32 protein-coding genes are annotated in these 23641 nt (G+C 59.8%); 31 read left to right on the top strand and 1 reads right to left on the bottom strand.

Annotated elements, in window-relative coordinates:
• Positions 1 to 68: 68 nt before the first annotated feature.
• A complete protein-coding gene (gene rpoC / locus PMI07_RS30400) occupies positions 69 to 4280 on the top strand; it encodes a DNA-directed RNA polymerase subunit beta' (protein ID WP_007755822.1) in 4212 nt (1403 codons plus the stop codon).
• 253 nt (positions 4281 to 4533) lie between these two features.
• Here the strand turns inward: rpoC and PMI07_RS30395 are convergent, their stop codons facing one another.
• Entirely contained in the window at positions 4534 to 4827 is a 294-nt protein-coding gene (locus tag PMI07_RS30395) for a hypothetical protein (RefSeq protein ID WP_007755824.1), read from the bottom strand.
• Positions 4828 to 5312: 485 nt separating this feature from the next.
• Between PMI07_RS30395 and rpsL the strand changes: the two genes are divergently transcribed.
• From rpsL to PMI07_RS30245, 30 genes are all read left to right on the top strand, one after another.
• Complete coding sequence (rpsL, locus tag PMI07_RS30390) at positions 5313 to 5684, top strand: 30S ribosomal protein S12 (RefSeq protein WP_003547537.1); 372 nt, start codon at positions 5313 to 5315, stop codon at positions 5682 to 5684.
• Positions 5685 to 5762: 78 nt separating this feature from the next.
• Positions 5763 to 6233, top strand: a complete 471-nt coding sequence (rpsG, locus tag PMI07_RS30385; protein WP_007755828.1) for a 30S ribosomal protein S7 — start codon at positions 5763 to 5765, stop codon at positions 6231 to 6233.
• Between the two features lie 33 nt (positions 6234 to 6266).
• Positions 6267 to 8366: an elongation factor G gene (gene fusA, locus PMI07_RS30380; protein ID WP_007755830.1), complete on the top strand. Its 2100-nt coding sequence runs from the start codon at positions 6267 to 6269 to the stop codon at positions 8364 to 8366.
• Between the two features lie 68 nt (positions 8367 to 8434).
• Entirely contained in the window at positions 8435 to 9610 is a 1176-nt protein-coding gene (gene tuf / locus PMI07_RS30375) for an elongation factor Tu (RefSeq protein WP_024164301.1), read from the top strand.
• A 264-nt stretch (positions 9611 to 9874) separates the two neighbouring features.
• Positions 9875 to 10183 (top strand): 30S ribosomal protein S10, encoded by a 309-nt coding sequence (gene rpsJ / locus PMI07_RS30370; protein WP_003547547.1) that lies wholly within the window; start codon positions 9875 to 9877, stop codon positions 10181 to 10183.
• A gap of 37 nt (positions 10184 to 10220) precedes the next feature.
• A complete protein-coding gene (rplC, locus tag PMI07_RS30365; RefSeq protein ID WP_024164300.1) occupies positions 10221 to 10862 on the top strand; it encodes a 50S ribosomal protein L3 in 642 nt (213 codons plus the stop codon).
• Positions 10863 to 10875: 13 nt separating this feature from the next.
• Positions 10876 to 11496, top strand: coding sequence for a 50S ribosomal protein L4 (gene rplD / locus PMI07_RS30360; RefSeq protein ID WP_007761052.1), 621 nt, complete (start codon positions 10876 to 10878; stop codon positions 11494 to 11496).
• Positions 11493 to 11786 carry a 50S ribosomal protein L23 gene (locus tag PMI07_RS30355; RefSeq protein ID WP_007761057.1) on the top strand — a complete coding sequence of 98 codons (294 nt, stop codon included), beginning with the start codon at positions 11493 to 11495 and terminating at the stop codon, positions 11784 to 11786. The genes rplD and PMI07_RS30355 overlap by 4 nt, the downstream gene beginning before the upstream one ends.
• A gap of 11 nt (positions 11787 to 11797) precedes the next feature.
• Positions 11798 to 12634, top strand: a complete 837-nt coding sequence (rplB, locus tag PMI07_RS30350) for a 50S ribosomal protein L2 (RefSeq protein WP_024164299.1) — start codon at positions 11798 to 11800, stop codon at positions 12632 to 12634.
• Positions 12635 to 12652: 18 nt separating this feature from the next.
• Positions 12653 to 12931: a 30S ribosomal protein S19 gene (gene rpsS / locus PMI07_RS30345; protein ID WP_007770151.1), complete on the top strand. Its 279-nt coding sequence runs from the start codon at positions 12653 to 12655 to the stop codon at positions 12929 to 12931.
• A 2-nt stretch (positions 12932 to 12933) separates the two neighbouring features.
• On the top strand, positions 12934 to 13323 hold the full coding sequence (gene rplV, locus PMI07_RS30340; RefSeq protein ID WP_007770149.1) for a 50S ribosomal protein L22: 390 nt from the start codon (positions 12934 to 12936) through the stop codon (positions 13321 to 13323).
• On the top strand, positions 13323 to 14063 hold the full coding sequence (gene rpsC / locus PMI07_RS30335) for a 30S ribosomal protein S3 (protein WP_007770147.1): 741 nt from the start codon (positions 13323 to 13325) through the stop codon (positions 14061 to 14063). Before rplV ends, rpsC begins: the two co-directional genes overlap by 1 nt.
• 38 nt (positions 14064 to 14101) lie before the next feature.
• Positions 14102 to 14515 (top strand): 50S ribosomal protein L16, encoded by a 414-nt coding sequence (rplP, locus tag PMI07_RS30330; RefSeq protein WP_007770145.1) that lies wholly within the window; start codon positions 14102 to 14104, stop codon positions 14513 to 14515.
• 12 nt (positions 14516 to 14527) lie between these two features.
• A complete protein-coding gene (gene rpmC, locus PMI07_RS30325; RefSeq protein ID WP_007770142.1) occupies positions 14528 to 14728 on the top strand; it encodes a 50S ribosomal protein L29 in 201 nt (66 codons plus the stop codon).
• An 11-nt stretch (positions 14729 to 14739) separates the two neighbouring features.
• A complete protein-coding gene (rpsQ, locus tag PMI07_RS30320; RefSeq protein ID WP_007770140.1) occupies positions 14740 to 14976 on the top strand; it encodes a 30S ribosomal protein S17 in 237 nt (78 codons plus the stop codon).
• A gap of 235 nt (positions 14977 to 15211) precedes the next feature.
• On the top strand, positions 15212 to 15580 hold the full coding sequence (rplN, locus tag PMI07_RS30315) for a 50S ribosomal protein L14 (RefSeq protein WP_007770138.1): 369 nt from the start codon (positions 15212 to 15214) through the stop codon (positions 15578 to 15580).
• A gap of 12 nt (positions 15581 to 15592) precedes the next feature.
• A complete protein-coding gene (gene rplX / locus PMI07_RS30310; RefSeq protein ID WP_007770136.1) occupies positions 15593 to 15901 on the top strand; it encodes a 50S ribosomal protein L24 in 309 nt (102 codons plus the stop codon).
• A complete protein-coding gene (gene rplE, locus PMI07_RS30305; RefSeq protein WP_007770134.1) occupies positions 15894 to 16451 on the top strand; it encodes a 50S ribosomal protein L5 in 558 nt (185 codons plus the stop codon). Before rplX ends, rplE begins: the two co-directional genes overlap by 8 nt.
• A gap of 33 nt (positions 16452 to 16484) precedes the next feature.
• A complete protein-coding gene (rpsN, locus tag PMI07_RS30300) occupies positions 16485 to 16790 on the top strand; it encodes a 30S ribosomal protein S14 (RefSeq protein ID WP_007770129.1) in 306 nt (101 codons plus the stop codon).
• A gap of 12 nt (positions 16791 to 16802) precedes the next feature.
• Positions 16803 to 17201: a 30S ribosomal protein S8 gene (rpsH, locus tag PMI07_RS30295; protein ID WP_007770127.1), complete on the top strand. Its 399-nt coding sequence runs from the start codon at positions 16803 to 16805 to the stop codon at positions 17199 to 17201.
• Between the two features lie 43 nt (positions 17202 to 17244).
• The gene (gene rplF / locus PMI07_RS30290) at positions 17245 to 17778 is read left to right on the top strand and encodes a 50S ribosomal protein L6 (protein ID WP_007770122.1); all 534 of its coding nucleotides are present in this window, start codon (positions 17245 to 17247) and stop codon (positions 17776 to 17778) included.
• Between the two features lie 12 nt (positions 17779 to 17790).
• On the top strand, positions 17791 to 18153 hold the full coding sequence (gene rplR, locus PMI07_RS30285; RefSeq protein WP_024164298.1) for a 50S ribosomal protein L18: 363 nt from the start codon (positions 17791 to 17793) through the stop codon (positions 18151 to 18153).
• Positions 18154 to 18304: 151 nt separating this feature from the next.
• Positions 18305 to 18874, top strand: coding sequence for a 30S ribosomal protein S5 (rpsE, locus tag PMI07_RS30280; protein WP_007766847.1), 570 nt, complete (start codon positions 18305 to 18307; stop codon positions 18872 to 18874).
• Between the two features lie 11 nt (positions 18875 to 18885).
• Positions 18886 to 19098 (top strand): 50S ribosomal protein L30, encoded by a 213-nt coding sequence (gene rpmD, locus PMI07_RS30275; RefSeq protein ID WP_007766851.1) that lies wholly within the window; start codon positions 18886 to 18888, stop codon positions 19096 to 19098.
• Between the two features lie 16 nt (positions 19099 to 19114).
• A complete protein-coding gene (gene rplO, locus PMI07_RS30270) occupies positions 19115 to 19594 on the top strand; it encodes a 50S ribosomal protein L15 (protein ID WP_007766854.1) in 480 nt (159 codons plus the stop codon).
• 240 nt (positions 19595 to 19834) lie between these two features.
• A complete protein-coding gene (secY, locus tag PMI07_RS30265; RefSeq protein ID WP_007766858.1) occupies positions 19835 to 21175 on the top strand; it encodes a preprotein translocase subunit SecY in 1341 nt (446 codons plus the stop codon).
• Positions 21172 to 21822 carry an adenylate kinase gene (locus tag PMI07_RS30260; RefSeq protein ID WP_007766861.1) on the top strand — a complete coding sequence of 217 codons (651 nt, stop codon included), beginning with the start codon at positions 21172 to 21174 and terminating at the stop codon, positions 21820 to 21822. The genes secY and PMI07_RS30260 overlap by 4 nt, the downstream gene beginning before the upstream one ends.
• Positions 21823 to 22060: 238 nt before the next feature.
• A complete protein-coding gene (gene rpsM, locus PMI07_RS30255) occupies positions 22061 to 22429 on the top strand; it encodes a 30S ribosomal protein S13 (RefSeq protein ID WP_024164297.1) in 369 nt (122 codons plus the stop codon).
• 122 nt (positions 22430 to 22551) lie between these two features.
• A complete protein-coding gene (gene rpsK / locus PMI07_RS30250) occupies positions 22552 to 22941 on the top strand; it encodes a 30S ribosomal protein S11 (RefSeq protein WP_007766864.1) in 390 nt (129 codons plus the stop codon).
• 198 nt (positions 22942 to 23139) lie between these two features.
• A partial coding sequence (locus tag PMI07_RS30245; protein ID WP_024164296.1) for a DNA-directed RNA polymerase subunit alpha occupies positions 23140 to 23641 on the top strand: 502 nt, incomplete at its 3' end.

The raw sequence follows: 23641 nt of genomic DNA, 5'->3' as shown, positions 1-23641 counted from the left end.
GGTCCCTCCCGGGAATTCGGACCGTATCGATCGCCAGCCGAGGGCTTCCGCCCCTAAAGGAGATAGGCATGAACCAAGAGGTCATGAATCTTTTCAATCCGCAGGTGCCTGCACAGCACTTCGACTCGATCCGCATCTCGATCGCGTCTCCGGAGAAGATTCTCTCCTGGTCCTACGGCGAAATCAAAAAGCCGGAGACCATCAACTACCGTACGTTCAAGCCGGAACGCGACGGCCTCTTCTGCGCGCGCATCTTCGGGCCGATCAAGGACTACGAGTGCCTGTGCGGCAAGTACAAGCGCATGAAGTACAAGGGCATCATCTGCGAAAAGTGCGGCGTCGAAGTCACGCTGTCGCGCGTTCGTCGTGAGCGCATGGGCCATATCGAGCTCGCCGCTCCGGTCGCCCATATCTGGTTCCTGAAGTCGCTTCCGTCGCGCATCTCGACCCTTCTCGACATGACGCTGAAGGATGTCGAGCGCGTTCTCTATTTCGAGAACTACATCGTCACTGAGCCGGGCCTCACCTCGCTCAAGGAAAACCAGCTTCTTTCCGAAGAAGAATACATGATCGCCGTCGACGAGTTCGGCGAAGATCAGTTCACGGCGATGATCGGCGCCGAGGCCATCTATGAGATGCTCGCTTCGATGAATCTCGAAAAGATCGCCGGCGACCTGCGTTCGGAACTTGCCGACACCACGTCGGATCTGAAGCAGAAGAAGCTGATGAAGCGCCTGAAGATCGTAGAGAACTTCATGGAGTCGGGCAACCGCCCGGAATGGATGATCATGAAGGTCGTCCCGGTCATCCCGCCGGACCTGCGCCCGCTGGTTCCGCTTGATGGCGGCCGCTTTGCGACCTCGGACCTCAACGATCTCTATCGTCGCGTCATCAACCGTAATAACCGTCTGAAGCGCCTGATCGAACTGCGCGCTCCGGGCATCATCATCCGCAACGAAAAGCGCATGCTGCAGGAATCCGTGGACGCGCTGTTCGACAACGGCCGTCGCGGCCGCGTCATCACCGGCGCCAACAAGCGTCCGCTGAAGTCGCTGTCCGACATGCTCAAGGGCAAGCAGGGCCGCTTCCGCCAGAACCTGCTCGGCAAGCGCGTCGACTATTCCGGCCGTTCGGTCATCGTGACCGGTCCGGAATTGAAGCTGCACCAGTGCGGCCTGCCGAAGAAGATGGCGCTCGAACTCTTCAAGCCGTTCATCTACGCCCGCCTCGACGCGAAGGGTTACTCCTCGACCGTCAAGCAGGCCAAGAAGCTGGTTGAAAAGGAAAAGCCGGAAGTCTGGGATATCCTCGACGAGGTCATCCGCGAGCATCCGGTCCTCCTGAACCGCGCACCGACGCTGCACCGCCTGGGCATCCAGGCCTTCGAACCGATCCTGGTCGAAGGCAAGGCAATCCAGCTGCATCCGCTCGTCTGCACGGCCTTCAACGCCGACTTCGACGGTGACCAGATGGCCGTTCACGTGCCGCTGTCGCTCGAAGCCCAGCTCGAAGCCCGCGTGCTGATGATGTCGACGAACAACATCCTGCATCCGGCAAACGGTGCACCGATCATCGTTCCGTCACAGGACATGGTTCTCGGCCTCTACTATCTGGCGATCATGAACCAGAACGAGCCGGGCGAAGGCATGGCCTTCTCCGACATGGGCGAGTTGCACCACGCTCTGGAAAACAAGATCGTCACCCTGCATGCCAAGATCCGTGGCCGCTTCAAGACCCTGGATGCCGACGGCAAGCTGGTGTCGAAGATCTATGAAACGACCCCCGGCCGCATGATCATCGGCGAACTTCTGCCGAAGAACGTCAACGTGCCGTTCGAGACCTGCAACCAGGAAATGACCAAGAAGAACATCTCCAAGATGATCGACACGGTCTACCGTCACTGCGGTCAGAAGGACACGGTGATCTTCTGCGACCGCATCATGCAGCTCGGCTTCACGCATGCCTGCCGCGCCGGCATTTCGTTCGGCAAGGACGACATGATCATCCCGGAAACCAAGGCGAAGATCGTCGGTGACACCGAAACCCTGGTCAAGGAATACGAGCAGCAGTACAATGACGGCCTGATCACTCAGGGCGAAAAGTACAACAAGGTCGTCGACGCCTGGGGCAAGGCAACCGAAAAGGTCGCGGAAGACATGATGGCCCGCATTAAGGCTGTCGAGTTCGATCCGGAGACCGGTCGCCAGAAGCAGATGAACGCCATCTACATGATGTCCCACTCGGGTGCACGTGGTTCTCCGAACCAGATGCGCCAGCTGGGCGGCATGCGTGGCCTGATGGCCAAGCCCTCGGGCGAGATCATCGAAACGCCTATCATCTCGAACTTCAAGGAAGGCCTGACCGTTAACGAGTACTTCAACTCGACCCACGGTGCCCGTAAGGGTCTCGCAGACACCGCCTTGAAGACCGCGAACTCCGGTTACCTGACCCGTCGTCTCGTCGACGTCGCGCAGGACTGCATCGTCAACCTCGTCGATTGCGGTACCGAAAGCGGCCTCACCATGACGGCGATCGTTGACGCCGGTCAGGTCGTGGCTTCCATCGGCGCTCGTGTTCTCGGCCGTACTGCACTCGACGATATCGATCATCCGGTCACGGGTGCCCGCATCGTCGATGCCGGCAAGATGATCCTCGAGCCGGATGTCATCGAGATCGAAAAGGCTGGTATCCAGTCGATCCGCATCCGTTCGGCACTGACCTGCGAAGTCCAGACGGGCGTCTGCTCGGTCTGCTACGGCCGAGATCTGGCCCGTGGTACGCCGGTCAACATGGGCGAAGCCGTCGGCGTCATCGCTGCTCAGTCGATCGGCGAGCCGGGAACCCAGCTCACCATGCGTACCTTCCACTTGGGCGGTACGGCAAACGTGGTCGACCAGTCGTTCCTGGAAGCGTCGTACGAAGGCACGATCCAGATCAAGAACCGCAACATGCTGCGGAACTCCGAAGGCGTTCTCGTCGCGATGGGCCGCAACATGGCGGTCACCATCCTTGACGAGCGCGGCGTCGAGCGTTCCTCGCAGCGCGTAGCCTACGGTTCGAAGCTGTTCGTGGATGACGGCGACAAGGTTCGTCGCGGTCAGCGTCTGGCAGAGTGGGATCCCTACACACGCCCGATGATGACAGAAGTCGAAGGTACGGTTCAGTTCGAGGACGTGGTCGATTCGATCTCGGTTTCGGAATCGACCGACGAATCCACCGGCATCACCAAGCGTCAGGTCATCGACTGGCGTTCGACGCCGCGCGGCACCGACCTGAAGCCTGCGATCGTCATCAAGGACGCGTCCGGCAACATCATGAAGCTGGCCCGCGGTGGCGAAGCCCGCTTCAACCTGTCGGTCGACGCCATTCTGTCGGTCGAGCCGGGTGCCAAGGTCTCCCAGGGCGACGTTCTTGCCCGTGTGCCGATGGAAAGCGCCAAGACCAAGGACATCACCGGTGGTCTGCCGCGCGTCGCCGAGCTCTTCGAAGCCCGTCGTCCGAAGGATCACGCCATCATCGCTGAGATCGATGGTACGATCCGCCTCGGCCGCGACTACAAGAACAAGCGTCGCGTCATGATCGAGCCGGCGGAAGACGGTGTCGAACCGGTCGAATACCTGATCCCGAAGGGCAAGCCCTTCCATCTTCAGGAAGGCGACTACATCGAAAAGGGCGACTACATCCTCGACGGCAATCCGGCCCCGCACGACATCCTGGCGATCAAGGGCGTGGAAGCACTCGCTTCCTACCTCGTCAACGAAATCCAGGAAGTCTATCGTCTGCAGGGCGTTGTCATCAACGACAAGCACATCGAGGTGATTGTCCGTCAGATGCTGCAGAAGGTCGAGATCACCGATGCTGGCGACAGCCAGTATATCGTCGGTGACAATGTCGACCGGATCGAACTGGACGAAGCCAACGAGCGTCTCGTCGAAGAAGGCAAGAAGCCCGCTTACGGCGAACCGGTTCTGCTCGGCATCACCAAGGCGTCGCTGCAGACCCCGTCCTTCATCTCGGCCGCTTCCTTCCAGGAAACGACCAAGGTGCTGACGGAAGCTGCGATCGCCGGCAAGATGGACACGCTCCAGGGCCTCAAGGAAAACGTCATCGTCGGCCGTCTCATCCCGGCCGGTACTGGCGGTACCATGACCCAGATCCGCCGTATCGCCACTTCGCGCGACGAGCTCATCCTGGAAGAACGCAAGAAGGGTTCGGGCGCTTCGTCCGCCACCCCGATGCTCCAGGATCTTGCCGGCGAGAAGGCTCCGGCCGCCGAGTAATCGGTAACTGGCCATTGGAAATCAAAACCGCTCGGAGCGATCCGGGCGGTTTTTCGTTTCAAGCGGGAAGGGGATGGACATCAAAAAGCCGCCGGGATTGGCCGGCGGCTTCATGCATATTTTTTGGTGAAACGCAGGCGTGTCGCTGTTGGTGAGGGTTGGGAAAGACAAGCAAAAACGGAACAGGTCCGCACTCTTGCGGCCGCCGGCAAACAAAGAGGCGAGGACAGCCAGGCCTCTTCGTCGATCGAGACTACTCGAAGCGGATGATCGCCACTTCGCCTTCGAGCGCACCCTGGTAGGCGGAGGCATGGGGCTCCTCGGTGGGTTCGTCGGTCAGGACGCCGATCTGGTCGAGGTCGGCCTCGATGAAGCCCTCTTCGGACAGCGCGTTGAGCGCCTCGCGGACGGCGGAATCGTCATCCGGCGCGCGCAGCATGATATGCAGCTCGATGCCTTCGCCGCCCTTCTTCTCATAGCCCTTGCCGATGATGATGAAGACCATCGGCCCGTCGAGGTTGTTGTCATTGTCGGGTGTGGCGATCATGGTCATCTCCGCAAGCGATTCCCTAGTATCGTCCGAAGACGAGGCGGAACGGAAGGTTCCCGCACTCTTTAGTGTGATCGGCGATGATTCCCAAACATTATCCGCGAGGACATGTCAGATTTCACGAAACCTTGTCCCGAAACCCTCCTTTCGCCCCCGAAACCAAGGGTTCGGGGCAATAAATTAGGATTTGGTCTTGACGGGCAGGGGGGAAAACAGTACACGCCCCGCATCGGAAGCGATGTGAGGCTTGCCCGTTCGGAACGACTCGTTCCGGAGTACGCCTCAGACACGGTTCCATACGCACGTTGAAGATACGAATGCTGCACGCACGACGCATGAGGAATGCGTCCTCTGCTTTCTGTGGTCCATCCGGAAAAGCGGATCGGGCCACGTTTTGCGCATGAGGAAATGTGTGTGCCGCCGCCGGAAACGGCATCAGATCGGCCCGAAAGGGTACTGAGAAAAACGTAAGGGATGGTTGAATGCCTACCGTAAACCAGCTGATCCGCAAGCCTCGCCAGGCGAACGTAAAGCGTAACAAGGTTCCTGCTCTGCAGGAAAATCCCCAGAAGCGCGGCGTTTGCACCCGCGTTTACACGACGACCCCGAAGAAGCCGAACTCGGCTCTGCGTAAGGTTGCCAAGATTCGTCTGACCAACGGCTTCGAAGTCATCGGCTACATCCCGGGTGAGGGCCATAACCTGCAGGAACACTCCGTCGTGATGATCCGCGGCGGCCGCGTCAAGGACTTGCCGGGCGTTCGCTACCACATCATCCGCGGCGTTCTCGACACCCAGGGCGTCAAGAACCGCAAGCAGCGCCGTTCGAAGTACGGTGCGAAGCGTCCGAAGTAATTCGGAATTTGGTTTATCCGGCGCTGCGCGAGGTTCTCCGCGTGGTAAAGCGCCCGTAACAATTGAGAGACGAGAAGTATGTCCCGACGCCATAGTGCAGAGAAGCGTGAGATCAACCCGGACCCGAAGTTCGGCGATCTGGTCGTCACGAAGTTCATGAATGCGATCATGCTCCACGGCAAGAAGTCCGTGGCTGAAAACATCGTTTACGGCGCGTTCGACGTCGTGCAGGGCAAGGCCAAGGCTGACCCGCTGGGTATCTTCCATTCGGCGCTCGACAATGTCGCGCCGCATGTCGAAGTTCGCTCGCGCCGCGTTGGTGGTGCAACCTACCAGGTTCCGGTCGATGTTCGTCCGGAGCGCCGCCAGGCTCTCGCGATCCGTTGGGTGATCGCTGCTGCCCGCAAGCGCAACGAAACGACGATGGTTGATCGCCTTTCCGGTGAACTCATGGATGCTGCAAACAACCGTGGCAGTGCCGTCAAGAAGCGTGAAGACACGCACAAGATGGCCGACGCCAACCGCGCATTCTCGCATTACCGTTGGTAATCTTCACCCGATCGAATTTCGAAAGGCAGTCCTATGGCTCGCGAATATAAAATCGAAGACTACCGCAATTTCGGTATCATGGCGCATATCGACGCCGGCAAGACCACGACCACCGAGCGTATCCTCTATTACACCGGTAAGTCGCACAAGATCGGCGAAGTTCACGACGGCGCAGCCACGATGGACTGGATGGAGCAGGAGCAGGAGCGTGGCATCACGATCACCTCCGCTGCGACCACGACCTTCTGGAAGGGCCGTGACGGCAAGATGCGCCGCTTCAACATCATCGACACTCCCGGCCACGTCGACTTCACCATCGAAGTCGAACGTTCGCTGCGCGTTCTCGACGGTGCAGTTGCTCTTCTCGACGCCAATGCCGGCGTTGAGCCGCAGACGGAAACTGTCTGGCGCCAGGCCGACAAGTACAACGTCCCGCGGATGATCTTCTGCAACAAGATGGACAAGACCGGCGCTGACTTCTACCGCTCGGTCGAGATGATCAAGACCCGTCTCGGCGCGACCGCTGTCGTCTGCCAGCTCCCGATCGGCGCAGAAACCGAGTTCAAGGGCGTTGTCGACCTAATCGAGATGAACGCGCTCGTCTGGCGCGATGAATCGCTCGGCGCCCAGTGGGACGTCGTCGAGATCCCGGAAGACCTGAAGGCTCGCGCTGAAGAATTCCGCGAAAAGATGATCGAGACCGTTGTCGAGATCGAAGAACAGGCCATGGAAGACTATCTGAACGGCATCATGCCGGACAACGATAAGATCCGTGCGCTCATCCGTCGCGGCACCATCGACGTCAAGTTCTTCCCGATGTTCTGCGGCTCCGCCTTCAAGAACAAGGGCGTTCAGCCGCTCCTCGACGCCGTTGTCGAATTCCTGCCGTCCCCGGCAGACATTCCGGCGATCAAGGGCATCGACGTCAAGACCGAAGCCGAAATCGACCGTCATGCCGATGACAACGAGCCTCTCTCGATGCTCGCTTTCAAGATCATGAACGACCCCTTCGTCGGTTCGCTCACCTTCTGCCGCATCTATTCGGGCAAGCTCGAAAAGGGCGCTGCGCTGTTGAACACGGTCAAGGAAAAGCGCGAGCGCGTCGGCCGTATGCTGCAGATGCACTCCAATTCCCGTGAAGACATCGAAGAAGCCTTCGCCGGCGACATCGTTGCTCTCGCAGGCCTCAAGGAAACCACCACTGGCGATACGCTCTGCGATCCGCTGAAGCCGGTCATCCTCGAGCGCATGGAATTCCCCGAGCCGGTCATCCAGATCGCCATCGAGCCGAAGTCCAAGGGCGACCAGGAAAAGATGGGCCTCGCGCTCAACCGCCTGGCTGCCGAAGATCCGTCCTTCCGCGTCAAGACCGACGAGGAATCCGGCCAGACCATCATCGCCGGCATGGGCGAACTTCACCTCGACATTCTCGTCGACCGCATGCGTCGCGAGTTCAAGGTCGAAGCCACCGTCGGTGCTCCGCAGGTTGCCTATCGTGAAACCATCACGAAGAAGCACGAAGAAGACTACACGCACAAGAAGCAGTCCGGTGGTACCGGCCAGTTCGCGCGCGTCAAGATCGTCTTCGAACCGAACCCGGATGGCGACGACTTCAAGTTCGAGTCCAAGATCGTCGGTGGTGCTGTTCCGAAGGAATACATCCCGGGCGTCCAGAAGGGCATCGAAAGCGTTCTGTCTTCCGGCCCGCTGGCTGGCTTCCCGATGCTGGGCGTCAAGGCGACCCTCATCGACGGCGCCTTCCACGACGTCGACTCGTCGGTTCTGGCATTCGAAATCGCCTCCCGCGCCTGCTTCCGTGAAGCAGCCAAGAAGGCCGGTGCCCAGCTCCTCGAGCCGATGATGAAGGTCGAAGTCGTCACTCCGGAAGATTACGTCGGTGACGTTATCGGCGACCTGAACTCCCGTCGTGGCCAGATCCAGGGCCAGGAAGCACGTGGCATTGCCGTCGTGATCAACGCCCATGTGCCGCTTGCGAACATGTTCAAGTACGTCGACAACCTGCGCTCCATGTCCCAGGGCCGTGCGCAGTACTCGATGACCTTCGATCACTACGCACCGGTTCCGACGAACGTAGCAAACGAAATCCAGGCCAAGTACTCCGGTCAGAAGTGACCGGGGTAACCCGCCCAATCAAATTTAGAGAATAACCCCTGACGGGGATAAGAACGGAGAAGCCGGAAATGGCAAAGAGCAAGTTTGAGCGCAACAAGCCGCACGTCAACATTGGCACGATCGGTCACGTTGACCATGGCAAGACGTCGCTGACGGCCGCGATCACGAAGTACTTCGGCGAGTACAAAGCCTATGACCAGATCGACGCGGCTCCTGAAGAAAAGGCGCGCGGCATCACCATTTCGACGGCGCACGTCGAATATGAGACGCCGGCCCGCCACTATGCCCACGTCGACTGCCCCGGCCACGCCGACTACGTCAAGAACATGATCACCGGTGCCGCGCAGATGGACGGCGCGATCCTGGTCTGCTCGGCTGCCGACGGCCCGATGCCGCAGACCCGCGAGCACATCCTGCTTGCCCGTCAGGTCGGCGTTCCGGCGATCGTCGTGTTCCTCAACAAGGTCGACCAGGTTGACGACGCCGAGCTTCTCGAACTCGTCGAGCTGGAAGTGCGCGAACTGCTGTCGTCCTATGACTTCCCGGGCGACGACATTCCGATCGTCAAGGGTTCGGCTCTGGCCGCTCTTGAAGATTCCGACAAGAAGATCGGCGAAGACGCGATCCGCGAACTGATGGCCGCCGTCGATGCCTACATCCCGACGCCTGAGCGTCCGATCGACCAGCCGTTCCTGATGCCGATCGAAGACGTGTTCTCGATCTCGGGCCGTGGCACGGTTGTCACCGGCCGCGTCGAGCGTGGCATCGTCAAGGTTGGCGAAGAAGTCGAGATCGTCGGCATCCGCCCGACCTCGAAGACGACGGTGACCGGCGTTGAAATGTTCCGCAAGCTGCTCGATCAGGGCCAGGCCGGCGACAACATCGGCGCACTGGTTCGCGGCGTGAACCGTGACGGCGTCGAGCGTGGCCAGATTCTGTGCAAGCCGGGTTCGGTCAAGCCGCACAAGAAGTTCATGGCTGAAGCCTACATCCTGACGAAGGAAGAAGGCGGCCGTCATACGCCGTTCTTCACCAACTACCGTCCGCAGTTCTACTTCCGCACGACGGACGTGACGGGCATCGTGACGCTTCCGGAAGGCACGGAAATGGTCATGCCTGGCGACAACGTGACCGTTGCCGTCGAGCTGATCGTTCCGATCGCGATGGAAGAAAAGCTGCGCTTCGCAATCCGCGAAGGCGGCCGCACCGTCGGCGCAGGCATCGTTGCTTCGATCGTCGAGTAAGTTTTAACGCAAGCGGCTTTGGCCGCTTGCGTATGACACAAAAATGTAGCAAATGGCGCGCGAGCGTGATTTGCCCGCTGCTTCGGGTTCGAGGCAGGCAATGAACAAATGAGGTGGGCCAAAGGCCCGAAGAGTGGAAAGGGACGCCGTATTCTCGGTGTCCCCTTCGATCTTTGAAACCGGTGGTCCGCCTTAGGAAGAAAGAACAACCCGTGCCCTATTGGGTTGGCACGTGGATAAACAAGACAACAAGGATAACGTCGAATGAACGGCCAAAATATCCGCATTCGCCTGAAGGCGTTCGATCACCGCATTCTCGACGCGTCGACGCGCGAGATCGTGTCGACGGCGAAGCGCACCGGCGCAAGCGTCCGGGGCCCCGTTCCGCTTCCGACCCGCATCGAGAAGTTTACGGTTAACCGGTCCCCCCACATCGACAAGAAGAGCCGCGAGCAGTTCGAGATGCGCACCCATAAGCGCCTTCTCGATATCGTTGACCCGACACCGCAGACGGTGGACGCGCTGATGAAGCTCGACCTCGCCGCTGGTGTCGATGTTGAGATCAAGCTCTGAGACCTCGGTCTCGGGCTGAGTGAGAAGGATTGAACCGATGCGTTCAGGTGTAATTGCACAGAAGGTGGGAATGACCCGCGTCTATAACGACGCAGGCGAGCATGTTCCCGTAACCGTATTGCGGCTGGAAAACTGCCAGGTCGTGGCTCAGCGCACTGTCGAGAAGAATGGCTACCCCGCCGTTCAGCTCGGTGCCGGCACGGCCAAGGTAAAGAACACGACCAAGGCGCTGCGCGGCCATTTCGCCGTCGCCGAAGTCGAGCCGAAGGCGAAGCTCGTCGAGTTTCGCGTTTCCGAAGACAATCTGATCGATGTCGGCACCGAGCTGACGGCTGGTCACTTTACGGCGGGTCAGCTGGTGGACGTCACCGGTACCTCGATCGGTAAGGGTTTCGCCGGCGCCATGAAGCGCCATAACTTCGGTGGTCTGCGTGCCACGCACGGTGTGTCCGTTTCGCACCGTTCGCATGGTTCGACTGGTAACAACCAAGATCCGGGCAAGGTCTGGAAGGGCAAGCGCATGGCTGGTCATATGGGCCAGACGCGCATCACCACCCAGAACCTCGAAGTTGTTTCCACCGACGAGAACCGTGGCCTGATCCTCGTCAAGGGTGCCGTTCCCGGCTCCAAGGGCGCTTGGATCGTCGTTCGCGATGCCATCAAGTCGGCCGCGAAGTAAGGGAGCCAAGCACATGGAATATAACGTCAAGACCCTCGAGGGAAAAGACGCCGGCAAGGTAGCCCTGTCGGACGAGATTTTCGGCCTCGACCCCCGCGAAGACATTCTGGCCCGTATGGTTCGTTGGCAGCTCGCCAAGAAGCAGCAGGGCACGCACAAGACCAAGGGTCGTGCTGAAGTCTCCCGCACCGGCGCCAAGATGTACAAGCAGAAGGGTACGGGCCGCGCTCGTCACCATTCGGCTCGCGCTCCGCAGTTCCGCGGCGGTGGCAAGGCTCACGGCCCGGTCGTCCGCAGCCACGAGCATGACCTTCCCAAGAAGGTTCGTGCGCTGGCTCTTCGTCACGCCCTCTCTGCAAAGATGAAGGCTGAAGACATCATCATCGTCGACAACCTGGTTGCCGCCGAAGCAAAGACCAAGGCGCTTGCCGGTTCGTTTGCTTCGCTCGGCCTCACCAACGTGTTGTTCATCGGCGGCGTTGAGCTCGACAGCAACTTCAAGCTCGCCGCCCAGAACATCCCGAACGTCGATGTTCTGCCGGTTCAGGGCATCAATGTTTACGACATCCTGCGTCGCGGCAAGCTGGTGCTTTCCAAGGCTGCGGTGGAAGCTCTAGAGGAGCGTTTCAAGTGACCGACATTCGCCACTATGATGTGATCGTATCTCCCTCGATCACCGAAAAGTCGACGCTGGTATCAGAGCAGAACCAGGTCGTCTTCAACGTTGCCAAGACTGCTTCCAAGCCGGAAATCAAGGCTGCCGTAGAGGCGCTGTTCGGTGTGAAGGTCACGGCCGTCAACACGCTTGTCCGCAAGGGCAAGGTGAAGCGGTTCCGTGGCTTCATTGGCAAGCAGAAGGACGTCAAGAAGGCTGTCGTCACCCTGGCCGAAGGTCAGACGATCGACGTCTCCACCGGTCTCTGAGGTATAAGATAATGGCATTGAAAAGCTACAACCCGACGACCCCGAGCCAGCGTCAGCTGGTTATCGTCGACCGGTCCGGCCTCTGGAAGGGCAAGCCCGTCAAGAAGCTCACCGAGGGTCTCTCCAAGAGCGGCGGCCGCAACAACTACGGCCGCATCACCGCCCGCTTTATCGGCGGCGGTCACAAGCGGACCTATCGCCTGATCGACTTCAAGCGTCGCAAGTTCGACGTTGAAGGCACCGTCGAGCGTCTGGAATACGACCCGAACCGCACCGCGTTCATCGCGCTGGTCACCTATACCGACGGCGAGCAGGCCTACATCCTGGCTCCGCAGCGCCTCGCTGCCGGCGACAAGGTGATCGCTTCCGAGAAGGCCGTCGACGTCAAGCCCGGCAACACCATGCCGCTGCAGTACATCCCGGTCGGTTCGATCGTGCACAACGTCGAGATGAAGCCGGGCAAGGGCGGTCAGATCGCTCGTTCGGCCGGCACTTACGTTCAGCTCGTCGGCCGCGACGCTGGCATGGCGATCCTGCGCCTGAACTCCGGCGAACAGCGCCTCGTTCCGGGCTCCTGCCTGGCTTCGGTCGGTGCGGTTTCCAACCCGGATCACGGCAACATCAGCGACGGCAAGGCCGGTCGTACCGTCTGGCGTGGCAAGCGTCCGCATAACCGCGGCGTCGTCATGAACCCAGTCGACCATCCGCACGGCGGTGGTGAAGGCCGTACCTCGGGCGGCCGTCATCCGGTCTCGCCGTGGGGCAAGCCGACCAAGGGCAAGCGCACGCGTTCGAACAAGTCCACGGACAAGTTCATCATGCGTTCGCGCCACCAGCGCAAGAAGTAAGAGAGAAGGAAGTCACTAATGGCTCGTTCAGTATGGAAAGGTCCGTTTGTTGACGGCTATCTTCTCAAGAAGGCTGAGAAGGTGCGCGAAGGCGGACGGAGTGAAGTAATCAAGATGTGGACCCGTCGGTCCACCATCCTGCCGCAGTTCGTTGGTCTGACGTTCGGCGTCTACAACGGCAGCAAGCACATTCCGGTCAGCGTCAACGAAGACATGGTCGGACACAAGTTCGGTGAATTCGCTCCCACCCGTACCTATTACGGTCACGGCGCGGACAAGAAGGCGAAGAGGAAGTAATCATGGCGAAGGCTAAGACCGAACGCCGGCTGAAGGATAACGAGGCGCAGGCAGTTGCGCGCACGCTCCGCGTCAGCCCCCAGAAGCTGAACCTCGTTGCCGCCATGATCCGCGGCAAGAAGGTCGAACGCGCGCTTGCAGAGCTCGAATTCTCGCGCAAGCGCATCGCCGGCACGGTGAAGAAGACCCTCGAGTCTGCAATCGCCAATGCTGAAAACAACCATGACCTCGACGTCGACGCCCTGATCGTTTCGGAAGCCTATGTAGGCAAGTCGATCGTGATGAAGCGCTTCCACGCTCGTGGCCGCGGCCGTGCATCGCGGATCGAGAAGCCGTTCTCGCATCTGACGATCGTCGTCCGCGAAGTCGAGGAAAAAGGGGAGGCCGCATAATGGGCCAGAAAATTAATCCGATCGGTTTCCGCCTCGGCATTAACCGTACCTGGGACAGCCGTTGGTTCGCCGACAACGCGGAATACGGTCAGCTCCTCCATGAGGACCTGAAGATCCGCGCCTATCTGATGTCGGAACTGAAGCAGGCCGGCATCGCCAAGGTTGTCATAGAGCGTCCGCACAAGAAGTGCCGCGTCACGATCCACTCGGCTCGCCCGGGTCTGATCATCGGCAAGAAGGGCGCGGACATCGAGAAGCTTCGCAAGAAGATCGCCACGATGACCAATTCGGAAACGCATCTCAACATCGTTGAAGTGCGCAAGCCGGAAATCGACTCGACGCTCGTCGCCCAGTCGATCGCCCAGCAGCTCGAGCGCCGCGTGGCTTTCCGCCGTGCGATGAAGCGTGCCGTTCAGTCGGCCATGCGTCTCGGTGCCGAAGGCATCAAGATCACCTGCGCCGGCCGTCTCGGCGGTGCTGAAATCGCCCGTACCGAATGGTACCGCGAAGGTCGCGTTCCGCTTCATACACTGCGCGCCGACATCGACTACGGTACGGCTGAAGCCGAAACCGCATTCGGTATCTGCGGGATCAAGGTCTGGATCTTCAAGGGCGAAATCCTTGAGCACGATCCGATGGCTTCTGAACGTCGCGCCATGGAAGGCGATGCACAGGGTCCCGCAAGCCGCGAACGCGGCGATCGTGGTGACCGTGGTGATCGCCGCCGCGAAAACGCTTGATCAACGCTGGCGAAAGATAAGCTCGGAGAAGTAAGAAAATGTTGCAGCCAAAGCGTACCAAGTACCGCAAGCAGTTCAAGGGTCGCATCAAGGGTGTGGCCAAGGGCGGCTTCGATCTGGCCTTCGGTGAATTTGGCCTGAAGTCTCAGGAACCCAACCGCGTCAACGCCCGCGAGATTGAAGCGGCCCGCCGCGCGATCACGCGTGCCATGAAGCGCGCCGGCCGTGTCTGGATCCGCGTGTTCCCGGACGTTCCGGTCACCGCAAAGCCGACCGAAGTCCGCATGGGTAAAGGTAAGGGCGGCGTCGAATACTGGGCCTGCAAGGTCAAGCCCGGCCGCATGATGTTCGAGATCGACGGTGTTTCCGAGGAGCTCGCCCGCGAGGCGCTTCGTCTCGGCGCAGCCAAGCTCTCGGTCAAGACGCGCTTCGTACAGCGCATCGCAGAGTAAGGAGCAAGGCACATGAAAGCCGAAGACGTTCGCGGCCTCACGGCCGACCAGCTCAAGGACAAGCTCGCCGACCTGAAGAAGGAGCAGTTCAACCTGCGCTTCCAGAAGGCTACCGGTCAGCTCGAGAAGTCCTCGCGCATCACCGAAGTTCGCAAGGACATCGCCCGCGTGAAAACCATTGCCCGCCAGAAGGCGGCAGAAGCCAAGGCCTAAGGAAAAATAATATGCCGAAACGCATTCTGCAGGGCGTCGTAGTTTCCGACAAGAACGAGAAGACCGTTGTTGTCCGGGTCGAGCGCCGCTTCGCGCATCCGCTGCTTCAGAAGACGGTCCGCCGTTCCAAGAAGTACAAGGCGCATGACGAGAACAACCAGTACAAGGTAGGTGACGTCGTTTCCATTCAGGAATGCGCGCCGATCTCCAAGGACAAAACCTGGACGGTCGTTTCCGCCCAGGCTTAATTTGCTTCGGATTTCGCGTCTGGGCCTTGCGCCCGACGCAGAATCCTGTAAGAAGCACCCCACTGGCGCAGGACGCTCGGAAACGAGCGTTCTTTTGCTTTGAGCGCAGGGAAGGTCCTTTTGAGGAAACCACCTTGGCAAGACCCCACCCGCGCACAACGAGATTCTGTCCATAAGCCGAAACGGGGTGTTTTTGCGCCCGGTCGTTTCGGTCATTAGAAAAAGGCGACCTGACATGATTCAGATGCAAACAAACCTCGACGTGGCGGATAATTCCGGCGCACGTCGTGTCATGTGCATCAAGGTGCTGGGCGGCTCCAAGCGCAAGTACGCTTCGATCGGCGACATCATTGTCGTTTCGATCAAGGAAGCGATCCCGCGCGGCCGCGTCAAGAAGGGTGACGTGATGAAGGCGGTTGTTGTGCGTACCGCCAAGGACATCCGTCGTCCGGACGGCAGCGTCATCCGCTTCGACAACAACGCAGCGGTCCTCATCGACAACAAGAAAGAGCCGATCGGCACCCGTATCTTCGGACCGGTTCCGCGCGAACTTCGCGCCAAGAACCACATGAAGATCATCTCGCTGGCTCCGGAAGTACTGTAAGGAGCTCATGCGATGAACAAGATCAAGAAGGGCGACAGCGTCGTCGTATTGGCAGGCAAGGACAAGGGCCGCACCGGCGAAGTCCTCCAGGTCATGCCGAAGGAAGACCGCGCCGTCGTGCGTGGCATCAACATGGTGAAGCGCCACCAGCGTCAGTCTCAGACGCAGGAAGCCGGCATCATCAACAAGGAAGCGTCCATTCATCTGTCGAACATCGCGATCGTCGCGAAAGACGGCAAGCCGACCCGCGTTGGCTTCTCTGTCGTCGACGGCAAGAAGGTGCGTGTGGCCAAGCGTACGGGAGATGTGATCGATGGCTGAGGCAAAGTATGAGCCGCGGCTCAAGGCGGAATATAATTCCCGCATTCGCGCCGCGCTGAAGGAGCAGTTCTCCTATTCCAACGACATGATGATCCCCAAGCTGGACAAGATCGTCATCAACATGGGTGTTGGCGAAGCGACGGCTGACTCGAAGAAGCCTTCCGTGGCTGCTGCCGACCTGGCCGCCATTGCAGGCCAGAAGCCGGTCATCACCAAGGCACGGAATTCCATCGCGGGCTTCAAGGTTCGCGAATTCATGCCGATCGGTGCCAAGGTTACGCTTCGCGGCGCACGCATGTACGAATTCCTGGACCGTCTGATCAACATCGCGCTTCCGCGCGTTCGCGACTTCCGCGGCCTGAACCCGAAGAGCTTTGACGGCCGTGGCAACTTTGCCATGGGCATCAAGGAGCACATTGTGTTCCCTGAGATCAACTACGACAAGGTTGATCAGATGTGGGGCATGGACATCATCGTTTGCACGACGGCTACCAAGGACGACGAAGCACGGGCTCTCTTGAAAGAGTTCAACTTCCCGTTCCGCCAGTAACCGTAACGACGAGCGTTTAAAAGGAACTCCGATATGGCGAAAACCAGCGCAGTTGAAAAGAACAAGCGCCGCCGCAAGACAGTTGCCAACCAGGCCGCCAAGCGTGCGACCCTGAAGGCAACCATCATGAACCAGGAACTTTCCATCGAAGAACGGTTCAAGGCAACTCTGAAGCTCGCTTCTCTGCCGCGCGATGGGTCGAAGACGCGTATCCGCAACCGTTGCGAAGTCACCGGTCGCCCGCGCGCTTTCTATCGCAAGCTCAGGATGTCGCGTATCGCGCTTCGTGAGCTCGGCAATCTCGGCAAGGTGCCGGGCATCGTCAAGTCGAGCTGGTAAGGAGATCGTTAGATGACCATGACTGATCCCTTGGGCGATATGCTCACCCGTATCCGCAACGGCGCAGCCCGCCGCAAGTCGACCGTTTCCACGCCTGCTTCCAAGCTGCGTGCCCGCGTTCTCGACGTCCTGCAGGCTGAAGGCTACATCCGCGGTTATTCGGAAATCGATTACGGTAACGGCAAGGCCGAGATCGAAATCGAACTCAAGTACTATGAAGGCGCGTCGGTGATCCGTGAGATCGGCCGCGTGTCCAAGCCGGGCCGCCGAGTTTATGTCTCGGTGAAGTCCATTCCGCAGGTTTCGAACGGCCTCGGCATCACCATCCTTTCGACCCCGAAGGGTGTGATGGCTGATCACCAGGCTCGCGAACAGAACGTTGGTGGCGAGGTTCTCTGCTCTGTCTTCTAAGACAGGGTAGGGGAACTCCATAGCGAACAGACAGGATTGAAACATGTCTCGTATCGGTAAAAAGCCCGTTCAGGTTCCTGCAGGGATCACGGCCACTGTTGATGGCCAGAAGGTGACTGCCAAGGGCCCGAAGGGTGAGCTTTTCTTCGTCGCAAACGACGAAATCAAGCTGGCACTTGAAGACAATGCCATTTCGGTGACTCCGGTCAACGACAGCAAGGATGCTCGGTCGAAGTGGGGCATGTCCCGCACGATGATCGAAAACATCCTGAAGGGTGTTAAGGACGGTTTTGAGCGCAAGCTCGAAATCAACGGCGTCGGTTACCGCGCATCCATGCAGGGCAAGAACCTGCAGCTGGCGCTGGGCTTCAGCCACGACGTCGTCTACCAGACGCCGGAAGGCATCACCATTGCCGTGCCGAAGCCGACGGAAATCGTCGTCACCGGCATCAATAAGCAGCAGGTCGGTCAGGTTGCCGCGGAAATCCGCGAATACCGCGGTCCCGAGCCCTACAAGGGCAAAGGCGTCAAGTACGCTGAGGAACGGATCGTCCGCAAGGAAGGCAAGAAGAAGTAAGGACGACGGATCATGGCTACCAGAAAAGAAGCACTCACCAAGCGTGCGAGCCGTGTTCGCCGCCAGATCAAGAAGGTCGCAAACGGCCGTCCGCGTCTGTCGGTTCACCGCTCGTCCAAGAACATCTATGTCCAGGTTATCGATGACGTGGCCGGCCGCACGCTTGCTGCCGCCTCCACGCTCGATGCCGGTCTGCGCACGTCGCTGAAGACCGGTGCTGACGTTGCGGCAGCTGCCGCTGTCGGCAAGCTGGTTGCAGAACGCGCCACCAAGGCCGGCGTGACGGAAGTCGTGTTCGATCGCGGCGCCTTCATCTATCACGGCCGCATCAAGGCGCTTGCCGAAGCTGCCCGCGAAGGCGGCCTGAGCTTCTAAGAATTTTCGCCCGCATCCCCGAAGAAGGGGAGGCGGGCGAAATGCGGTTCGCCGCACGCATCAGTCGTTCCATTCTAGTCCTTCACGGGCAGGGGATGGTTGGCTCCCGGAAATTGCCCATTGCACCCGGAAAAGAAAAAGGAAAAGAACAATGGCACAAGAAAGAAGAGGCCAGCGCGAAGATCGCCAGAGCCGCGAAGAGCGCGATAGCGAATTCGTCGACAAGCTGGTCGCGATCAACCGCGTCGCCAAGGTCGTCAAGGGCGGCCGTCGTTTTGGTTTCGCAGCTCTCGTCGTCGTCGGCGACCAGAAGGGCCGCGTCGGCTTCGGCCATGGCAAGGCACGCGAAGTGCCGGAAGCCATCCGCAAGGCGACCGAAAGCGCAAAGCGCGATCTGATCTTCGTACCGCTGCGCGACGGCCGTACGCTGCATCACGATGTCAACGGCCGTCACGGCGCCGGCAAGGTTCTGCTGCGCTCGGCCAAGGCTGGTACCGGCATCATCGCCGGCGGCCCGATGCGCGCCGTATTCGAAACGCTCGGCGTCCATGACGTCGTCGCCAAGTCGACCGGTTCGTCGAACCCCTACAACATGGTTCGCGCCACGTTCGACGCCCTGAAGCATCAGGTGCATCCGAAGGACGTAGCGGCTCAGCGTGGCATCAAGTATGCAACGCTTCAGGCTCGCCGCGCCGCTTCCGGCAATGCGCAGGAAGAATAAGGAGAGCGATAATGGCCAAGAAAGCCACTCAGGCAGAAGCCAAGAAGACGGTTACCGTCGAGCAGATCGGTAGCCCCATCCGCCGCCCGGACGTCCAGCGCCAGACGCTGATCGGTCTCGGACTTAACAAGATGCACCGGACCCGCACCCTGGAAGATACGCCTTCCGTTCGTGGCATGATCCGGGCTGTCCAGCATCTCGTTCGCGTCGTCGACGAGAAGTGAGACGGAGGAATTGACCATGAAACTGAATGAGATCAAGGACAACGAAGGCTCTTCCAAGGACCGTATCCGCGTAGGTCGCGGTATCGGTTCCGGCAAGGGCAAGACCGGCGGTCGTGGCGTGAAGGGTCAGAAGGCCCGTTCAGGCGTGGCGATCAAGGGCTTCGAAGGCGGCCAGATGCCGATCTATCGTCGCCTGCCGAAGCGCGGCTTCACCAACATCTTCAAGTCTGAATACGCCACCGTTTCGCTCGGCCGTATCCAGACCGCGATCGATGCCAAGAAGCTTGACCCAAAGGCAACGATCGATGCTGCTGCCCTCAAGGCTGCCGGCGTCATCCGTCGCCCGAAGGACGGCGTTCGCATCCTCGCCGACGGCGAGCTGACCGCCAAGGTTTCGATCGAAGTCGCCGGTGCCTCCAAGGCTGCCGTCGAGAAGATCGAGAAGACCGGTGGCTCGATCAAGCTGCTCGTCGTCGCCGAAGCGGCAGCCGAATAAATCGTTTAAAAATCGCCCGGTTTGTGCTTCACACCGGGCGATTTTATCTCCATATGTGAGCCTCACGATCCCGAAGCGATCCTGTTGGTCGCCTGACCGGGATCATACGGAAAACAGGGTGAGGCATCCGATTGCATTCGCAATCTTGCGCGCCCGGTTTTTGTGAACCTGAATTTTTAGACTGCTTTCCGGACCCGGCACTTCCCCCGCCGCCGGAGAATTGGTCGGGCGGAGAATTGCATGGCTTCTGCAGCGGAACAACTTGCCTCCAATCTGAATTTTGCGACCTTCGCCAAGGCGGAGGACCTCAAGAAGCGGCTTTGGTTTACCCTTGCGGCACTTCTCGTGTATCGCCTTGGCACCCACATTCCGCTTCCGGGCTTGAACCCCGAAGCCTATGCCCAGGCCTTCCGCGGCCAGGCCGGCGGCATCCTCGGACTTTTCAACATGTTTTCGGGCGGTGCAGTGGAGCGCATGGCGATCTTCGCGCTCGGCATCATGCCCTACATTTCCGCGTCGATCATCGTGCAGCTGATGACCTCGGTCGTCCCCTCGCTTGAGAACCTCAAGAAGGAAGGCGAAGCCGGCCGCAAGATCATCAACCAGTACACCCGCTACGGCACGGTGCTGCTCGGCACGCTGCAGGCCTATGGCATCGCGGCCGGCCTCGAAAGCGGCCAGGGCCTGGTGGTCGATCCGGGCTGGTTCTTCAAGCTTTCCACGGTCGTGACGCTGCTCGGCGGCACCATGTTCCTGATGTGGCTCGGCGAACAGATCACCTCGCGCGGCATCGGCAACGGCATTTCGCTGATCATCTTCTCCGGCATTGCCGCCGGCCTGCCGACGGCTCTCGCCGGCACACTCGAGCTCGGCCGCACCGGCGCCTTGCCGACGGCACTGATTCTCACCGTCCTGATCGTCGCCATCGGCGTCATTGCGCTGATCGTCTTCGTCGAGCGCGCCCAGCGCCGCCTGCTGATCCAGTATCCGAAGCGCCAGGTCGGCAACCGCATGTTCCAGGGCGATACGTCGCACCTGCCGCTGAAGCTCAATACCTCGGGCGTCATCCCGGCGATCTTCGCCTCGTCGCTTCTGCTTCTGCCGGCGACGGCCGCAGGCTTTGCCGGCAATGCCGGCCTGCCGGACTGGGCAACCATGATCATCTCGGCGCTCGGCCATGGCCAGCCGCTGTTCATGCTGTTCTACGGCCTGCTGATCGCCTTCTTCGCCTTCTTCTACACGGCGATCGTCTTCAATCCGAAGGACACTGCCGACAATCTGAAGAAGCATGGCGGCTTCATCCCGGGCATCCGTCCGGGCGAGCGCACGGCTGAATACATCGATTATGTGCTGACCCGCATCACGGTCATCGGCGCGATCTACCTTGTCTTCGTCTGCATCCTGCCGGAATTCCTGGTGGCCCGCACCGGCGTGCCATTAGCCCTTGGTGGGACTTCGCTTTTGATTGTTGTCAGTGTAACCCTCGATACGGTAGCACAGATTCAGGGGCACCTCATTGCGCAGCAGTATGAGGGTCTGATCAAGAAGTCGAAACTGCGCGGAGGAAAGAGGGGACGATGAGACTGATTCTTTTAGGACCGCCGGGCGCGGGGAAGGGGACCCAGGCCCAGCGGATCGTGGAGAAGCACGGCATCCCGCAGCTCTCCACGGGCGATATGCTGCGTGCGGCGGTAGCCGCCGAGACGGAAGTGGGCAAGCGCGCCAAGGCCGTCATGGATGCCGGCAACCTCGTCTCCGACGAGATCGTCAATGCGATCGTCTCCGAGCGTATCGACCAGCCCGATTGCGCCAACGGCTTCATCCTCGACGGTTTTCCGCGCACGCTCGTGCAGGCGGATGCGACCGAGGCAATGCTGAAAGCCAAGGGTCTCGATCTTTCCGTCGTCATCGAACTGCGTGTCGACGACAAGGAGCTCGTGCGCCGCGTCGCGGGTCGCTATTCCTGCGCGAAGTGCGGCACGACTTATCACGACACGGACAAGAAGCCGTCCCAGGAAGGCGTCTGCGACAAGTGCGGTTCGACGCATTTCAAACGCCGTCCCGACGACAACGCCGAGACCATGACCAAGCGACTCGAGGTCTACTACAAGGAAACCTCGCCGCTTCTCGGCTACTACCATGCCAAGGGCAAGCTCAAGGCTGTCGACGGCATGGCGGACATGGACAAGGTTACGGCCGACATCGAAAATATCCTGGCGGATCTTTGAGCCGTCATCGATCTGTTAAAGAATCTTGGGCGGAGCAGTTGCATTTCAGCGCTGATTCCGTTAAACACCGCGCCAACTCGCGACAGCTTTAGCGATCGGCGCGGATTTCCCGCAAGGACATCCGAGACCGGTCGTTTTGACCTGTTCCGTATGGTGTTTGAACTGGCGGCCCATATCAGGCTGCTTTCATGGAAGAAGTACCACTTGCCGGATGGCAACTGGAACAAGGAGAATAGGCGTGGCACGTATCGCTGGCGTCAACATCCCGACTGCGAAGCGCGTTGTCATCGCGCTGACCTACATTCACGGGATCGGCCCGAAATTCGCATCGGAAATCATGGAGAAGGTCGGTCTTCCGGCTGAAAAGCGCGTCCATCAGCTGACGGACTCGGAAATCCTGCAGATCCGCGAAACCATCGACCGCGACTACCAGGTCGAAGGTGACCTTCGTCGCGATACCGCGATGAACATCAAGCGTCTGATGGACCTTGGCTGCTATCGCGGCCTGCGTCATCGCCGTGGCCTTCCGGTCCGCGGTCAGCGCACGCACACCAATGCCCGCACCCGCAAGGGTCCGGCAAAGGCGATCGCTGGTAAGAAGAAGTAATTTGGGGTGATTAGTTGTTGGTGAGCAGTGATTGGTTCCTGCTCACTAATCACTATTGACTACTCACTCCAAGGTGGAGCCGCTGGAATTACGGCGGTGCAGAGATCAACGAAAGGGATAAAATGGCCAAGGAAGCCACCCGCGTCCGTAGACGCGAGCGTAAAAATATCACGTCGGGCGTTGCCCACGTCAATTCTACCTTCAACAACACGATGATCACCATCACCGACGCGCAGGGCAATGCGATTGCCTGGTCGTCCGCTGGTGCAAAGGGCTTCAAGGGTTCGCGCAAGTCGACCCCGTTCGCCGCTCAGATCGCTGCCGAAGACTGCGCCAAGAAGGCTCAGGAGCATGGCATGAAGTCGCTGGAAGTCGAAGTCTGCGGCCCGGGTTCCGGCCGTGAATCGGCTCTGCGCGCTCTGCAGGCTGCCGGCTTCATGATCACCTCGATCCGCGACGTTACCCCGATCCCGCACAACGGCTGCCGCCCGCGCAAGAAGCGCCGCGTCTGATTGTCGGAAATCGAAGAGGCTGCCGGATCTCGTGTTGGGAATTGGTGGCCTCTGTCTGAACTCGGGAATAGCCGCCTGACCCTCCTCAAGAGGTTCGGCGGCTTTACCCATATCGCCGATGGGCATTGTCCCGATCGGTGCTCCTCATGCTCGGTTGCCACGATTGGATGGTGGCAACGAACGGAAGGTTATTGAGTCATGATCCAGAAGAACTGGCAGGAACTGATCAAGCCGAACAAGGTGGAATTCTCCTCCTCCGGCCGTACCAAGGTAACCCTGGTTGCCGAACCCCTCGAGCGCGGCTTCGGCCTGACGCTTGGCAACGCGCTTCGTCGCGTGCTTTTGTCGTCTCTGCGCGGTGCGGCTGTGACCGCCGTGCAGATCGATGGCGTATTGCATGAGTTCTCCTCCATCCCGGGCGTCCGGGAAGATGTGACGGACATCGTGCTCAACATCAAGGAAATCGCCATCAAGATGGATGGCGATGACGCAAAGCGCATGGTCGTGCGCAAGCAGGGCCCGGGCTCGGTGACCGCCGGCGACATCCAGACGGTCGGCGATATCGAGATCCTCAACCCGCACCATGTTATCTGCACCCTCGACGAGGGTGCCGAGATCCGCATGGAATTCACGGTCAACAACGGCAAAGGTTACGTTCCTGCCGATCGTAACCGTGCCGAAGATGCTCCGATCGGCTTAA

Origin of the sequence: Rhizobium sp. CF080 (assembly GCF_000282095.2) — a bacterium.
Classification (GTDB): domain Bacteria; phylum Pseudomonadota; class Alphaproteobacteria; order Rhizobiales; family Rhizobiaceae; genus Neorhizobium.
The sequence above is the reverse complement of the archived record's forward strand: the minus strand, read 5'-3'. Positions and strand labels throughout refer to the sequence as shown.

Bases quoted from the DNA above. Each gene is read 5' to 3' on its own strand.
- rpsH (WP_007770127.1), top strand. From the start codon at position 16,803: ATGACCATGACTGATCCCTTGGGCGATATGCTCACCCGTATCCGCAAC.
- PMI07_RS30395 (WP_007755824.1), bottom strand. From the start codon at position 4,827: ATGATCGCCACACCCGACAATGACAACAACCTCGACGGGCCGATGGTC.
- rplV (WP_007770149.1), top strand. From the start codon at position 12,934: ATGGCGAAGGCTAAGACCGAACGCCGGCTGAAGGATAACGAGGCGCAG.
- rpsG (WP_007755828.1), top strand. From the start codon at position 5,763: ATGTCCCGACGCCATAGTGCAGAGAAGCGTGAGATCAACCCGGACCCG.
- rplN (WP_007770138.1), top strand. From the start codon at position 15,212: ATGATTCAGATGCAAACAAACCTCGACGTGGCGGATAATTCCGGCGCA.
- rplD (WP_007761052.1), top strand. From the start codon at position 10,876: ATGGAATATAACGTCAAGACCCTCGAGGGAAAAGACGCCGGCAAGGTA.
- rpsE (WP_007766847.1), top strand. From the start codon at position 18,305: ATGGCACAAGAAAGAAGAGGCCAGCGCGAAGATCGCCAGAGCCGCGAA.
- rpoC (WP_007755822.1), top strand. From the start codon at position 69: ATGAACCAAGAGGTCATGAATCTTTTCAATCCGCAGGTGCCTGCACAG.
- rpsC (WP_007770147.1), top strand. From the start codon at position 13,323: ATGGGCCAGAAAATTAATCCGATCGGTTTCCGCCTCGGCATTAACCGT.
- rpsJ (WP_003547547.1), top strand. From the start codon at position 9,875: ATGAACGGCCAAAATATCCGCATTCGCCTGAAGGCGTTCGATCACCGC.
- rpmD (WP_007766851.1), top strand. From the start codon at position 18,886: ATGGCCAAGAAAGCCACTCAGGCAGAAGCCAAGAAGACGGTTACCGTC.
- fusA (WP_007755830.1), top strand. From the start codon at position 6,267: ATGGCTCGCGAATATAAAATCGAAGACTACCGCAATTTCGGTATCATG.
- PMI07_RS30260 (WP_007766861.1), top strand. From the start codon at position 21,172: ATGAGACTGATTCTTTTAGGACCGCCGGGCGCGGGGAAGGGGACCCAG.
- rplF (WP_007770122.1), top strand. From the start codon at position 17,245: ATGTCTCGTATCGGTAAAAAGCCCGTTCAGGTTCCTGCAGGGATCACG.
- tuf (WP_024164301.1), top strand. From the start codon at position 8,435: ATGGCAAAGAGCAAGTTTGAGCGCAACAAGCCGCACGTCAACATTGGC.
- rplR (WP_024164298.1), top strand. From the start codon at position 17,791: ATGGCTACCAGAAAAGAAGCACTCACCAAGCGTGCGAGCCGTGTTCGC.
- rpsN (WP_007770129.1), top strand. From the start codon at position 16,485: ATGGCGAAAACCAGCGCAGTTGAAAAGAACAAGCGCCGCCGCAAGACA.
- rpsS (WP_007770151.1), top strand. From the start codon at position 12,653: ATGGCTCGTTCAGTATGGAAAGGTCCGTTTGTTGACGGCTATCTTCTC.
- rpsQ (WP_007770140.1), top strand. From the start codon at position 14,740: ATGCCGAAACGCATTCTGCAGGGCGTCGTAGTTTCCGACAAGAACGAG.
- rplO (WP_007766854.1), top strand. From the start codon at position 19,115: ATGAAACTGAATGAGATCAAGGACAACGAAGGCTCTTCCAAGGACCGT.
- rplC (WP_024164300.1), top strand. From the start codon at position 10,221: ATGCGTTCAGGTGTAATTGCACAGAAGGTGGGAATGACCCGCGTCTAT.
- rplX (WP_007770136.1), top strand. From the start codon at position 15,593: ATGAACAAGATCAAGAAGGGCGACAGCGTCGTCGTATTGGCAGGCAAG.
- rpsL (WP_003547537.1), top strand. From the start codon at position 5,313: ATGCCTACCGTAAACCAGCTGATCCGCAAGCCTCGCCAGGCGAACGTA.
- rplB (WP_024164299.1), top strand. From the start codon at position 11,798: ATGGCATTGAAAAGCTACAACCCGACGACCCCGAGCCAGCGTCAGCTG.
- rpmC (WP_007770142.1), top strand. From the start codon at position 14,528: ATGAAAGCCGAAGACGTTCGCGGCCTCACGGCCGACCAGCTCAAGGAC.
- secY (WP_007766858.1), top strand. From the start codon at position 19,835: ATGGCTTCTGCAGCGGAACAACTTGCCTCCAATCTGAATTTTGCGACC.
- rplP (WP_007770145.1), top strand. From the start codon at position 14,102: ATGTTGCAGCCAAAGCGTACCAAGTACCGCAAGCAGTTCAAGGGTCGC.
- rpsK (WP_007766864.1), top strand. From the start codon at position 22,552: ATGGCCAAGGAAGCCACCCGCGTCCGTAGACGCGAGCGTAAAAATATC.
- rplE (WP_007770134.1), top strand. From the start codon at position 15,894: ATGGCTGAGGCAAAGTATGAGCCGCGGCTCAAGGCGGAATATAATTCC.